Source organism: Sphaerisporangium sp. TRM90804, from assembly GCF_029846175.1.
Lineage (GTDB): Bacteria > Actinomycetota > Actinomycetes > Streptosporangiales > Streptosporangiaceae > Sphaerisporangium.
In genome coordinates, this window is record NZ_JARWAC010000009.1 from 110,919 (window position 1) to 122,902 (window position 11,984).

Here is an 11,984-nt window from a genome sequence, read left to right on the forward strand (position 1 = left end):
ACGGCGGGGTCATCCGTGTCGGGCCGACCGGCACACTCTCGGTGACGTAGGAGAATCCGGAGGTCCGGACATGCGGTCACAGGCCAAGGACGCCGGCGTCGTCCAGTGCTCGAAATGCGGCCGGAGGAACCGGCTGCCCAGGGCCGCCTCGGGGATCCCGCGGTGCGGCGACTGCCACCAGCCGCTTCCCTGGGTCACCGAGGCGGGGGACGACGACTTCGGCGAGGTCGTCGAGGCGGCCAGGATCCCGGTGCTCGTCGACTTCTGGGCACCCTGGTGCGGCCCCTGCCGCATGGTCAGCCCGGCGCTGGAACAGGTCGCGGCCGAGCTCGCCGGTCGCCTGAAGCTGGTGAAGGTGAACGTCGATGAAGCGCCCCGGCTCTCGGAACGCTTCACCGTACAGGCCATCCCGACGCTTGTCGTGATCGACCAGGGCCGGGTCGTCACCCGGCGATCGGGCGCGGCGCCGGCTCCCGCCCTGCGCGAATGGGTGGACGATGCGCTGGCCGCCTGAGCTCTGCGAGACGCCGGACCCGGAGGGGGCCTACCCGCGGCTGAGCGACGCGCAGCTCCAGGCGCTGGCCCCGCACGGCGAGCGGCGCCGCGTCCGCCGGGACGAGGTCCTGTACGCGGAGGGCCTTCCGTGCGCGGAGTTCTTCGCGATCCTGGCCGGCAAGGTGGCGACGGTCGAGGGATTCGGAGTGGACGACCGGGTGATCGGCGTCCACGGACCGGGCCGGTTCCTGGGAGAGCTCAACGTGCTCACCGGCCAGGTGGGGTTCGTCACCGGCCTGGTGGCCGAGGACGGCGCGGTCCTCGCCGTGCCGGTGGACGCGCTCCACCGCCGGGTCGCCGAGGATCCGTCGCTCGGCGACCTCATCCTCCGGGCCTACCTCATCCGCCGCACGATGCTCATCGGACTGGGGGCCGGCTTCCGCATCATCGGCTCCCGTTTCTCGGCCGACTCCCGGCGGCTGCGGGAGTTCGCGGCACGCAACCGAGTGCCGCACCGGTGGATCGACCTGGAGCAGGACCAGGAGGCAGAGCGGTTCCTGCGGAGCATGGGCGTCACCCCGGAGCAGACCCCGGTCGTGATCTGGCGCGGCGAGAGGGTGCTCCGCAACCCGAGCAACGCGGAGCTGGCCCGGGCGATCGGACTCCCCGCACCACGAGTACAGCAGAAGACCCGATGCGACCTGCTCGTCATCGGGGCCGGGCCGGCGGGGCTGGCGGCGGCGGTCTACGGGGCGTCGGAGGGTCTCGCGACGACGGTCCTGGACGATGTCGCGACGGGCGGCCAGGCGGGCACCTCCTCGCGGATCGAGAACTACCTCGGCTTCCCGTCCGGAATCTCCGGCGGCGAACTGGCGGAGCGGGCGGCGATCCAGGCCGGCAAGTTCGGCGCGCGTTTCTGGGTCCCCGCACAGGCGTGCGGACTGCGCCTGAACGCGGACGATCACGTCGTCACCGTAGGGGAGGGCGGCCCCATCCACGCGCGCACCCTGATCATCGCGACCGGCGTCCACTACCGGAAACTCGACGTGGGGAACCTGGAAAGGTTCGAGCCCACGAGCGTCTACTACGCGGCGACCATGTTCGAAGCCCAGATGTGCCTGCAGGATCCGATCGTCGTCGTGGGCGGAGGCAACTCGGCCGGCCAGGCCGCCCTGTTCCTGTCCCGGCACGCCGCCCGCGTCCGGCTGGTCGTGCGGGAGGACGCGCTGTCCAGGAACATGTCGAGCTACCTGGCCGTCGAGATCGAACGGCACCCCCGGATCGAGATCATGCTGAACACCGAGGTCCGCGAGCTGATCGGAGAGGAGAGGCTCACCGCGGTCATAGCCGAGAACAACCTCACCGGTGGGCGTTGCACGATCGAGGCCCGCGCGTTGTTCGTCTTCATCGGCGCGGAGCCGTATACGGCCTGGCTGGCCGACGAGATCGCGCTCGACCCGCGGGGCTACATACTGACGGGCGCGGACGCCGGCCGGTCGGGCAAGGAAGGCGTGCCCGACTCCGTCGGCCGGCCGTACCCGCTGGAGACGAGCAGCGCGGGCGTGTTCGCGGCCGGGGACGTGCGGTGCGGGTCGGTCAAGCGGGTGGCCGCGGCGGTCGGTGAAGGCGCCATGGCCGTACGGCTGATCCACGACTACCTCCAGGCTGGAGAGTGACTCCGGGCCGGAAGGAAGGAGACATCCATGGTCGTCATGGCGGTGTCGAGATTCGAACGCTTCTTCCGCAGCGCCGCAGGTGTCGATGTCGACAAGGACGACTTGCGGCGCTACGGCGACTTCGTGAACGACAAGGTCTACGACCTTCTGGTGATCGGCCAGGCCCACGCCAAGGCGAACGGTCGCGACATCATCGAACCCTGGGATCTCCCCCTCACCAAGGGCCTGCAGGAGAGCATCCACCGGTTCCGCAAGCTCGATGAGGACATCGAGCTGAAACCCATCCTGGAGCAGCTCGCCGCTCTGCCTCCGCTCGACCTGTCGGTCGCCGAGGACACCGTCGGACGCCTACCCGAGATCGTCGGTGGCCTGTCAGTGGCACTGGCCCAGAGTTTCAAGATCGTGGATCCGGACGTGAAGAACCCCTCGACCGAGCAGTGGGAACGCACGATAGGCGTCTTCGACCTGCTGCTCTGAGGCGATCGGGACGGCCTCAAGAGAAGCAGGACGACTACGTGATGCTCGCCGACATCTGGCCGACCGGCCGGCACACGACTCGACTCGCCCAGGTGGAGGCGGGCGACTCGGTCGTGATCCACGGGGCGGGGCCCGCCGGGCAATGGCGCGTCCATCGCCGGAATGGTCCCTATCGAAGGGGTGATGACCATGGGCGACGCTCGCGCGCTCAAGGACAAGCTGCTCGAGGCCTTCAACGCCCACGATCTGGATCGTGTTCTTCAGTGCCACAGCCGCGACGGGGTCCTGGTGACCCCAGAGGGCGTCGCGGAAGGACACGACCAGATCGCTTCGTTCTACGAGGAGGTCTTCAAAGGGTTTCCGGACCTGCGCATGACGGTCTGGCACACGGTGTTCTGCGCCGATCCCGCGGTGACCGAATGGATGCTCACCGGCACGCATAACGGGCCTTTGGTGCTGCCCAGCGGGGGTGTGCTGGACGAAACCGGCCGTCCTGTCGCCGTTCGCGGCACCAGCACCTGCTCCGTCGGCAACGACAAGATCATCACCCATCGCATCTACTACGACCAGCTGGAGCTGTACAGCCAGCTTGGTGGCGAACTCGTCTTCGCCGATCGCTCGTCATCCGCGGGCGAGGGGCAGCCGTCACCCGGCGACTCGGAATTCGAAGTCGCCGGCCGTGGGAGCGCGGGCAGGTGATGACGCCGTAACGGACCTTTGCGGTCGCAGGCAAGTCAGGTGGCGGGCTTGCCGAACCAGCGGACGAGGTGGTCGTTCAGGTCGTGCTGGTCGTCGCCGATCCAGGCGACGTGGCCGTCGGGGCGTAGCAGGACGCACGGGACGTCCAGCGCCGCGGTGGGATCGGCGAGGTGGTCGACGCGGTCGGACCAGCCGCCGGCGGTCAGGCGTCCGGTGCGGTCGAGCAGCAGGCCGCGGCCGCGATGCAGCAGATCGTAGAGGCGGCCCCGTCTCACGTCGATGTCACGCAGGCGGCGGCCGAGCAGGTCGGGGCCGTCGCCGAGGTCGTAGCGGACGCCGATCGCGGTGATCTTCTCGATCAGGTGGCGGTTCACCTCGTTGAAGTCCATCAGCTCGGTGAGCAGCCTGCGCACGGCCCGCGGGCCCGGTCCGGCGGAGGTCAGCTCCATCTGGGCACGGGTGTTGTCCAGCACGTCCTCGGCGACCGGATGGCGTTCGGCGTGGTAGGTGTCCAGGAGTGTCTCCGGCGCCCAGCCGCGGACCTGCGCCGCCAGTTTCCAGCCGAGGTTGAAGGCGTCCTGAACGCCCAGGTTGAGGCCCTGACCGCCGATGGGCGGATGGATGTGCGCCGCGTCGCCGGCCAGGAGCACCCGCCCGACGCGATAACGGTCGGCCAGCCGGGTGGCGTCCCCGAAGCGGGACAACCAGCGTGGGGAGTGCACGCCGAAATCGGTTCCGGCGATGGTGCGCAGCTGTCGTCTGAAATCTTCGAGGGTGGGCGGCTCCGCGCGGTCGCCGACTCCGGCCGCCGGGACCACCACGCTGTAGACCCCCTCGCCGAAGGGCCGGAGCCAGAAGGGCCTGTGGGTGTCGCCGACTTCGGCCACCTTGGCGGCGATCTGCTCCTGCGGCGCGTCCGCTTTCATCTCGCCCATGAGCGTGTCGGTACGTGAGGGCTCGCCGGGGAAGCCGACGCCGAGCAGCTTGCGCACCGTACTGCGCGCGCCGTCGCAGCCGACGAGGTAGCGCGAACGCAGCCGTTCCCCGTCGGACAGCTCGACGGTCACGCCCTCGTCGTCCTGCTCGAACCCGGCGACCGCGCGACCGCGCCGGACCCGCGCGCCCAGCTCGATCGCGTGTTCTTCGAGCAGGCGGACGATGGCCGGCTGCGGGATGCCTAGAAGATAGGCGTGCGCGGAGTCCAGGCCCTCGGGCACGGGTTTGGCGATGGCGGCGAAGAAACCGGCGGCCGGACGCCGTCTTCCGTGCGGGAGGACGCGTTCGAGCAGTCCGCGCATCGCCATCAGTTCGAGACTGCGGATGTGCAGGCCGACTATGCGGACGAACGACGCGGGCTCGGTCTCCTTCTCCAGAACGAGGACCCGGACGTCGTGCAGCCGCAGCTCGGCGGCCAGCGTCGCGCCGGTCGGCCCGCATCCGGCGATGACCACGTCGAACCCGAGCGGCGCGCGATCGGCGCCGGAGGCCGGCGACCGGGGTTCGGGGACGTCGCCCCCGGTGAAGTCGCGCTCGACCGGGTCGTTCGACGACGGCTCGGCGGGGACCTGCGGAGAGTGCATGGGTGTCGCCTTTCGGGAGTGCCTTGTCGGCAAGGCGCTCCCGGCGACACCTACGTCAGTCGCCCGGCCGTGACGGCGAGGGGAGCACCCACTTCGATACAGCGTTCATGGGTCTCACCTCCTCGGGCGGCGTCACGGTCAACGGCAAGCTACAAGCCCGGGCCCCACCCCGTCCAACCCTTTCCGAGCCAGGCGGCGGGGTGAGCCGGCGGGCGCTCACCCCCCGGTGAAGGCGGTTTCGGGCGCCGCCGGTTCGCCGTCGTCGATGCCGGCGTGAACCCGCAGGAGCCCCTCGACTCCGCGCAGGAAGGTCTCGCAGATCAACGCCGGGTCGAACAGGCAGCCGGCGGCCATGGCGCCGTCGCGCATCATCACGAAGTGGCGGGCGGCGGCCTCGGCGCCCGTCTCGCGGATCTGGGCCAGCAGTTCCGTGACGGTCTCCAGGAACCACTGGCGGTGGGCGAGCACGGCCTTGCGCACCGGGGACTCGAGGTGGGGGTACTCGGCGGCCGCGTTGAGCAGGGCACATCCCCGGAAGCCGGGCGACTGGATGCCCCGGGCGATGGACTCGCTGAGAGCCTGGAGGGTGCCGGCGGCCGGGAGCGCGGCGGCGACGGCCTCGTCCGCCTGGCCCCGCATGGCGCGGTCGACCTCGTTCAGGTAGGCGAGGACCAGCTCTTCCTTGCCGGGGAAGTGCCGGTAGAGGGTGGCCCGCGTCACCCGCGCCTCCGCGACGATGCGATCGATGCCGACCGCGTGGATGCCCTCCGCGTAGAAGAGCCGGGTGGCCGTGTCGAGCAGCCGGGATCGCGCTTCGGACGGCCGGCCTTCGGATTGGCTGCGCATGCCGCCATCCTAGTAGGTAGAACGTTCGGTCTTGACAGTCCGTGCCATAGACGGCCATGCTGTGCACGATAGAACGTTCTATCTCTTAGGAAAAGGAACCATCATGACCGCTATCGCTGTTTCGCCCGGTGTTTCCGGGACGGCGTCCGTACTGCGGCGGCTGTACTTCGTCCGATTCGGGTTCGCCATCGTCTGGGCCCTCGTGATGTTCACGACCGCCTCGAACCTGGGCCCGGTCGCGGTCACCCTGCTCGTGCTCTACCCGCTGTTCGACGTGGCCGCCGCCGTCGTCGACGTCCGCGCGTCGCGCGCCACCGGATCACCCGCCCTGCTGTACGTGAACATCGCGGTCAGTCTGATCACCGCCGTCGGCGTGGCCGTCGCCTGCTCGTCCGGCATCCCGGCGGTGCTGCGCGTGTGGGGCGCCTGGGCCGTCGTGGCCGGGCTGGTCCAGCTCGTCGTGGGCGTCACCCGCCGCAAGATGGGCGGCCAGTGGCCGATGATCATCAGTGGCGGCATCTCCGTGCTCGCCGGCGCGTCGTTCATCCTCGGCGCCTCCGCGCCCAACCCGACGCTGATCAACGCGGCCGGCTACGCCATCCCCGGCGGCGTCTTCTTCCTCATCTCGGCCCTGCGCCTCGGCCGCGCCGCGAAGGGGAACTGACATGGACGGCGACACGTACGACGTCGTCGTCATCGGGGCCGGCCCGGTCGGTGAGAACGTCGCCGACCGGGTGGTGCGGGGCGGGCTGAGCGCCGCCGTCGTCGAACGCGAGCTCGTCGGCGGGGAATGCTCCTACTGGGCCTGCATGCCGACCAAGGCGTTGCTGCGCAGCGCGGCGGCGCTGCGGGCGGCGCGCCGGTTGCCGGGGGCGCGCGAGGCGGTGACCGGTGGTCTCGACGCGGCCGCGGTGCTGGAGCGCCGCGACTCCTTCGCCTCGCACTGGAAGGACGACGGTCAGGCCGGTTGGCTGGAGTCGGCCGGGATCGCCCTGCACCGCGGTCAGGGGCGGATCGTGGCCGCGAACGTGGTCGAGGTGACCGGCGACGACGGTGTCCCGGTCACGCTGACGGCCCGGCACGCGGTGGTCATCGCGACCGGAAGCGGCGCGTTGCTGCCGGACGTTCCCGGCCTGCGCGAGGCCGCGCCGTGGACCAGCCGGGAGGCGGCCGCCGCGAGCGCGGTCCCCCGCCGGTTCGCCATCATCGGCGGCGGCGTGGTGGCGTCGGAGATGGCGACCGCCTTCGCCGCCCTGGGGTCCTCGGTGACGATGCTGGCTCGTGACGGTGTGCTGCCGTCGGCCGAGCCGTTCGCCGGCGAGCGGATCACCGAGTCGTTGCGGGAGGCCGGCGTGTCGGTACGCCTCGGCGCGGAGGCCGCGTCGGTGCACCGCGACGCGGCCGGAACGGTGCGCATCACGACGACCGGCGGCGAGCGGGTCGAGGCCGACGAGGTACTGGTGGCGGTCGGCCGGACACCGAACACCCAGGACATCGGCCTCGGCGCCGTCGGTCTGACGCCGGGCGCCTGGCTCACGGTGGACGACACGCTGCGCGTGCTCGGGCGGGACGGGGCGCCGATCGGTGACGGGTGGCTGTACGCCGCCGGTGACGTCAACCGGCGGGTGCTGCTGACCCACCAGGGCAAGTACCAGGCCCGCGCGGTCGGCGACGTCATCGTCGCGCGGGCGAGGGGCGAAGCGGTCGAGGACGGCCGCTGGGGCCGGCACGTGGCCACGGCCGACGAGCGCGCGGTGCCCCAGGTGGTCTTCACCGATCCGGAGATCGCGTCGGTGGGGCTGACCGCGGCCGCGGCCGAGGCCGCCGGGATGCGGATCCGCGTCGTCGACTACGACCTGGGCGCCGTCGCCGGGGCCGCCCTGCACGCCGACGGCTACCGGGGGCACGCCCGCATGGTCGTCGACGAGGACCGCGAAGTGATCGTCGGTCTGACGCTCGCCGGCCCGGACGTCGCCGAACTGCTGCACGCCGCGACGATCGCGGTCGTCGGCGAGGTTCCGCTGGACCGGCTCTGGCACGCGGTCCCGGCGTACCCCACGGTCTCCGAGGTGTGGCTGCGGCTGCTGGAGGCGTACGGCCGCTGACGTCCGGCCAGGTGCCGGTCGTGGCGGGCCGCACCGACTTCCTCGACATCGCGTCTCTGCATGCCAGGTACCCCACGGTGCGCTGGCACAGCTACGCCGAGTGGGCCGATACGGTGGACTGGGACAGGGTCCTCACGAGCTAGACCGGCCCGCACCGGGGCGGGGCGTCGGCCGGGCGGGGAGGAACGGTTCCGCCGGCCACCACGCGGAGTCCGTCACCCCATCCCGAGCCGCCACCCGGGGATCCGGAGCGTCACGCCGGCGGCCGGGCGAGTTTGGCGGCAACGGCGTCGAGGACCCAGTCGAGGCCGGTCGTGAAGGACGTCTCGGCGTCCACGTCCGTGCCGTCGTGCACGGCCTTGGCCAGCGCCGGGAAGCGGCCCGTGGCCAGCATCCTGCTCACGTGCGGGCCGTTTGCGCGCTGCCAGTCGCGCTTGGACAGGCCCGTGGCGCGCTCGGCCCGCAGGTTCGCGATCTCGCGCCTGATCGCGCCGGTGAAGTAGGCGCTGACGGTCTCCACGGCGCGCAGGACGGTGTCGAGGTCGGCGAGGCCGTCGAGGGAGGACAGAGTGGCCTCGGTCACGGCGAGGGCGTTCGGGCCCAGGGCCGGACGGCCGCCGAGCAGGTCGGCCAGCCACTCGTGACGGAGGCTGGCCCGCCTGGTGCGGTGGGCCAGGGAGCCCAACGCCTCCCGCCAGTCGCCGAACGGCTCCTCGGGCAGGATCTCGGCGTGGACCTCGTCCACCATGAGGTCGAACAGCTCCTCCTTGGTGGAGATGTATCCGTACAGCCGCATCGGGCCGGCGTCCAGCCGGGCGGCGACCTTGCGCAAAGACACCGCCTCCAGCCCGCCCTCGTCGGCCAGCCCGACGGCGGCGGCGACGATCCGCTCCCGGTCGAGCGGCACGGGGCGAATCGGCGGCTCGGGCCGGTCCCACACAGTCATGGGTGCATCGTACTGTTGCGATACAGAGTATTTGTCAAATACAGTGTATCGACATGAGCCATCGTATCGCGGTGGTCGGGGGCGGCCCCGCAGGCCTGACCTTCGCCCGCGTCCTGCACCGCCACGGTCACCCCGTCACCGTCCTCGAACGCGATCCCGCCCCCGACGCCCGTCCCCCGGGCGGCACGCTCGACCTGCACGAGGAGATGGGCCAGCTCGCGCTCGGCAAGGCGGGGCTGCTGGCGCGGTTCCGAGCGCTGTCGCGTCCCGAGGGGCAGGCCATGCGCATCCTGGACCCGGACGGGACCGTCCTTCGCGACTGGCAGGCCCGTCCGGGTGACCTGGCCAACCCCGAGATCGACCGGGGGCAGCTCCGCGACCTGCTGCTCGGCCCCCTCGACGTCCAGTGGGGGCGTGGCGTGACGGAGGTGGTGCCGGGAGCCCGGGACGGCGCGCTGGTCCGCTTCGCGGACGGGCGGCAGGAGACGTTCGACCTCGTGGTCGGCGCGGACGGCGCCTGGTCGCGGGTTCGCCCGGCGCTCTCGTCCGTGACGCCGCACTACACCGGCGTCACCCAGGTCGAGACCTCCCTGGACGACGTCGACACCCGCCACCCCGGCCTCGCCCGGCTGATCGGCGACGGTTCCGTTGCCGTGTACGGCGTGAACCGCTCCCTCGTCGCCCAGCGCAACAGCGGCGGCCACGTCAAGGTGTACGCCAAGTTCCGCGCGCCGCTGGACTGGCACACGGACCCGGAGCGGCGCATGGGCCTCAACCGGCAAGCGGGCCTGGACACGGGCCTGGACCTGGCCGACGTCGAGGCCGTGCGGTCAGCCCTGCTCGCCCTGTTCGACGGCTGGGCCGCTCCCGTCCTCGACCTCCTCCGCCACGGCACCGCCTTCGTCCATCGCCCCCTGCACGTCCTGCCCGTGTCCCACACCTGGGCCCACGTCCCCGGGGTGACGCTCCTGGGCGACGCCGCCCACCTGATGCCTCCATTGGGGGTGGGCGCGAACCTCGCGATGCTGGACGGCGCCGAACTCGCCGAGTCCGTCGCCGCGGCCGCCGGCCCCGGCGACCTGGACGAGGCCGTCCGCGCCTTCGAGGACCGGATGTGCGCACGGGCCGGCAGGTGGGCGACGATGACGACGGCCGGCCTGGAACGCCTCGTGAGCCCGGACCCCGCCGAAGCCGTCGCCCTGTTCGACGAGGTTCAGCCATCCTGACGCCGGCCCGGCACGGCCTCTCCTGCTCTCGATGATCGGCTCGCCCGCGGGCCGATTAGGTTTGCGCGCCGCGCCCGTCTGTACGTGTGAGATCGACTCACGAGAGGGCTGGCACGATGCGGAAACTGACCTTCGCCATGAACACGAGCCTGGACGGCTACATCGCCGCGCCCGGCGACGACCTCGGCTGGAGTGGGGGGGACGGCCCGGACTCATCGTCGAGCGACGAGCTGTTCCAGTGGTGGTCCGACCGGGTGGACGCGACGGGCCTGGCGCTGTACGGGCGCAAGCTGTGGGAGACGATGAGCTCCCACTGGCCGACCGCCGACCAGCAGCCGGGTGCCGCACCGGCGGCGATCGAGTACGCCGGCCGCTGGCGGGACATGCCGAAGGTGGTGTTCTCATCGACGATCGACAAGGTCGACTGGAACACCCGGCTGGTCACCGGCGACGCCGTCGCCGAGATCGCCCGGCTCAGGGCCGAGGACGGCGGCCCGATGGACATCGGCGGCGCGACGCTCGCCGGGGCGGCCATGCGGGCCGGGCTGGTCGACGAGTACGCGCTGGTCACCGTGCCGGTCCTGGTGGGCGGCGGCACGCCGTTCTTCACCGCGCTGGACAGCTGGGTGAACCTGAACCTGGTCGAGACGCGGACGTTTCCCGGCGGCGTGGTGCTGACCCGATACGAGACGAGGCGATGAGCACGGGCCGAATGCCCAGCTCGCCAGGCCGGGCCGGAATCCTTCCTGGCGCGCTCACCGTGACCCTCGGCGATGAGGGGACCTTTCCCGGCCCTTCCTCGCGTTCCGAGTGAGCTGTCGACCGACTCGCCGAAGATGAGGACGACGGTGACGCCTGCCCGTGCGCTGGACTCGTCGACGACGGGGACTCCTCTGATCACAGCGTCGCGGGCAGGCTCAGCCATGGTTTGTCGGTGGCGTCGAATCCGGTGAGTTCGGCGATCCTCCCGTCGACGATGTGCAGGACCGCGATGGTGAACAGCCGGTACTCCGGGTCGTCGGGGGTGCGGAGGTACAGCACGGCGGCAGGCATGCGGTTGATTGTCGTGGCGATGCAGCGCCAGTCGTCGTAGCCGCGCTGGAAGAGCCCAGCGGAGACCCAGCCGTCCACCGCGTCCCTGGCCGTGACGATCAAGGTGCCCGGCTCGGGCAGCATCGCGAAGCGCAGGTCCTCGCGCAGCAGGGCCATCAGCCCGTCGAGGTCGTTGCGCTCATGGGCGTCCATGTACGACTTCACCACGCCGCGTTCGTCATCCGACAGCTCGTGCGGGGCAGGGCTCCGCCAGTCGAGGCGGCGGTCGGGCAGCTGCTCGCGCATCGTCACGCGCGCCCGCTGCAGTGCGCTGGTCACCGACGCGACGGTCAGCTCAAGGGCGTCGGCGGCCTTCGACGCCGGCCAGCCGAGGACGTCGCGCAAGATGAACACCGCCCGCTGCCGCGGCGGCAGGTGCTGGACGGCGACGATGAACGCCAGCTCGATCGTCTCTCGCGCCACCACCGATTCCTGCGGGTCCTCCGGGAGCATCCGGTCCGGGTAGGGCTGCAGGTAGCGCACTTCCGAGCCCGCGCCCGGCAGCTCGGCGGGCACGGGCGTGCGGTCGTCGCGTTTCTCCAGGAAGTCCAGGCAGGCGTTCGTCGCGATCCGGTACAGCCAGGTCCGCGGCGCGGCGTGGCCCTTGAACGACTCCCGCTTGTTCCACGCCCGCAGGAACGTCTCCTGCGTCAGGTCCTGGGCGTCCTCGTAGTTCGCGAGCATCCGGTAGCAGTGCACCTGCAGCTCACGCCGGTAGCGCTCCGTGATGAGGGCGAACTGTGCCGCGTCGTCTGAGCGGGCCGCCGCGATGAACGCGGCCTCCTCAGCGCCTGGCAGTCTGGCGTCGGTCATGTCGTCAATCCTTCCGCGGGTGGCGAGGG

At 71.4% G+C, this 11,984-nt stretch carries 12 protein-coding genes; 8 read left to right on the plus strand and 4 right to left on the minus strand.

All coding sequences use genetic code 11. The annotated features are described in order from the left end of the window. The first annotated feature begins 70 nt into the window (after positions 1–70). The 4 genes from trxA to PYR91_RS11210 all read left to right on the plus strand — a co-directional run bounded on the left by trxA (position 71) and on the right by PYR91_RS11210 (position 3,347). Positions 71–514 (plus strand): thioredoxin, encoded by a 444-nt coding sequence (gene trxA / locus PYR91_RS11195; protein ID WP_279779499.1) that lies wholly within the window; start codon positions 71–73, stop codon positions 512–514. After that, complete coding sequence (locus PYR91_RS11200) at positions 498–2,171, plus strand: FAD-dependent oxidoreductase (protein ID WP_279779500.1); 1,674 nt, start codon at positions 498–500, stop codon at positions 2,169–2,171. Before trxA ends, PYR91_RS11200 begins: the two co-directional genes overlap by 17 nt. A gap of 27 nt (positions 2,172–2,198) precedes the next feature. After that, positions 2,199–2,648, plus strand: a complete 450-nt coding sequence (locus PYR91_RS11205; protein WP_279779502.1) for a DUF1931 family protein — start codon at positions 2,199–2,201, stop codon at positions 2,646–2,648. 183 nt (positions 2,649–2,831) lie between these two features. Next, complete coding sequence (locus PYR91_RS11210) at positions 2,832–3,347, plus strand: ester cyclase (protein WP_279779503.1); 516 nt, start codon at positions 2,832–2,834, stop codon at positions 3,345–3,347. Between the two features lie 35 nt (positions 3,348–3,382). Here the strand turns inward: PYR91_RS11210 and rox are convergent, their stop codons facing one another. After that, positions 3,383–4,927 (minus strand): rifampin monooxygenase, encoded by a 1,545-nt coding sequence (gene rox / locus PYR91_RS11215; RefSeq protein ID WP_279779504.1) that lies wholly within the window; start codon positions 4,925–4,927, stop codon positions 3,383–3,385. 216 nt (positions 4,928–5,143) lie between these two features. Continuing rightward, complete coding sequence (locus PYR91_RS11220; protein WP_279779505.1) at positions 5,144–5,773, minus strand: helix-turn-helix domain containing protein; 630 nt, start codon at positions 5,771–5,773, stop codon at positions 5,144–5,146. A 103-nt stretch (positions 5,774–5,876) separates the two neighbouring features. On the opposite strand from PYR91_RS11220, the gene PYR91_RS11225 reads away from it, so the two are divergent. After that, positions 5,877–6,437 carry a hypothetical protein gene (locus PYR91_RS11225; protein WP_279779506.1) on the plus strand — a complete coding sequence of 187 codons (561 nt, stop codon included), beginning with the start codon at positions 5,877–5,879 and terminating at the stop codon, positions 6,435–6,437. Position 6,438: 1 nt separating this feature from the next. Further along, the gene (locus tag PYR91_RS11230; protein WP_279779507.1) at positions 6,439–7,878 is read left to right on the plus strand and encodes an NAD(P)/FAD-dependent oxidoreductase; all 1,440 of its coding nucleotides are present in this window, start codon (positions 6,439–6,441) and stop codon (positions 7,876–7,878) included. 253 nt (positions 7,879–8,131) lie between these two features. Here the strand turns inward: PYR91_RS11230 and PYR91_RS11235 are convergent, their stop codons facing one another. Next, positions 8,132–8,824, minus strand: coding sequence for a TetR/AcrR family transcriptional regulator C-terminal domain-containing protein (locus PYR91_RS11235; protein ID WP_279779509.1), 693 nt, complete (start codon positions 8,822–8,824; stop codon positions 8,132–8,134). Positions 8,825–8,877: 53 nt separating this feature from the next. Between PYR91_RS11235 and PYR91_RS11240 the strand changes: the two genes are divergently transcribed. Both PYR91_RS11240 and PYR91_RS11245 read left to right on the plus strand, forming a co-directional pair. After that, entirely contained in the window at positions 8,878–10,050 is a 1,173-nt protein-coding gene (locus tag PYR91_RS11240) for an NAD(P)/FAD-dependent oxidoreductase (protein ID WP_279779511.1), read from the plus strand. Between the two features lie 116 nt (positions 10,051–10,166). Then, entirely contained in the window at positions 10,167–10,751 is a 585-nt protein-coding gene (locus PYR91_RS11245) for a dihydrofolate reductase family protein (protein WP_279779513.1), read from the plus strand. Positions 10,752–10,947: 196 nt separating this feature from the next. Here PYR91_RS11245 and PYR91_RS11250 read toward each other — a convergent pair whose 3' ends face one another. Then, complete coding sequence (locus tag PYR91_RS11250; RefSeq protein WP_279779514.1) at positions 10,948–11,955, minus strand: RNA polymerase subunit sigma-70; 1,008 nt, start codon at positions 11,953–11,955, stop codon at positions 10,948–10,950. Between the last annotated feature and the right edge of the window lie 29 nt (positions 11,956–11,984).

Excerpts from the sequence above, each read along its gene's own strand:
- trxA (WP_279779499.1), top strand. The coding sequence starts at position 71 with ATGCGGTCACAGGCCAAGGACGCCGGCGTCGTCCAGTGCTCGAAATGC.
- PYR91_RS11200 (WP_279779500.1), top strand. The coding sequence starts at position 498 with ATGCGCTGGCCGCCTGAGCTCTGCGAGACGCCGGACCCGGAGGGGGCC.
- PYR91_RS11205 (WP_279779502.1), top strand. The coding sequence starts at position 2,199 with ATGGTCGTCATGGCGGTGTCGAGATTCGAACGCTTCTTCCGCAGCGCC.
- PYR91_RS11210 (WP_279779503.1), top strand. The coding sequence starts at position 2,832 with ATGACCATGGGCGACGCTCGCGCGCTCAAGGACAAGCTGCTCGAGGCC.
- rox (WP_279779504.1), bottom strand. The coding sequence starts at position 4,927 with ATGCACTCTCCGCAGGTCCCCGCCGAGCCGTCGTCGAACGACCCGGTC.
- PYR91_RS11220 (WP_279779505.1), bottom strand. The coding sequence starts at position 5,773 with ATGCGCAGCCAATCCGAAGGCCGGCCGTCCGAAGCGCGATCCCGGCTG.
- PYR91_RS11225 (WP_279779506.1), top strand. The coding sequence starts at position 5,877 with ATGACCGCTATCGCTGTTTCGCCCGGTGTTTCCGGGACGGCGTCCGTA.
- PYR91_RS11230 (WP_279779507.1), top strand. The coding sequence starts at position 6,439 with ATGGACGGCGACACGTACGACGTCGTCGTCATCGGGGCCGGCCCGGTC.
- PYR91_RS11235 (WP_279779509.1), bottom strand. The coding sequence starts at position 8,824 with ATGACTGTGTGGGACCGGCCCGAGCCGCCGATTCGCCCCGTGCCGCTC.
- PYR91_RS11240 (WP_279779511.1), top strand. The coding sequence starts at position 8,878 with ATGAGCCATCGTATCGCGGTGGTCGGGGGCGGCCCCGCAGGCCTGACC.
- PYR91_RS11245 (WP_279779513.1), top strand. The coding sequence starts at position 10,167 with ATGCGGAAACTGACCTTCGCCATGAACACGAGCCTGGACGGCTACATC.
- PYR91_RS11250 (WP_279779514.1), bottom strand. The coding sequence starts at position 11,955 with ATGACCGACGCCAGACTGCCAGGCGCTGAGGAGGCCGCGTTCATCGCG.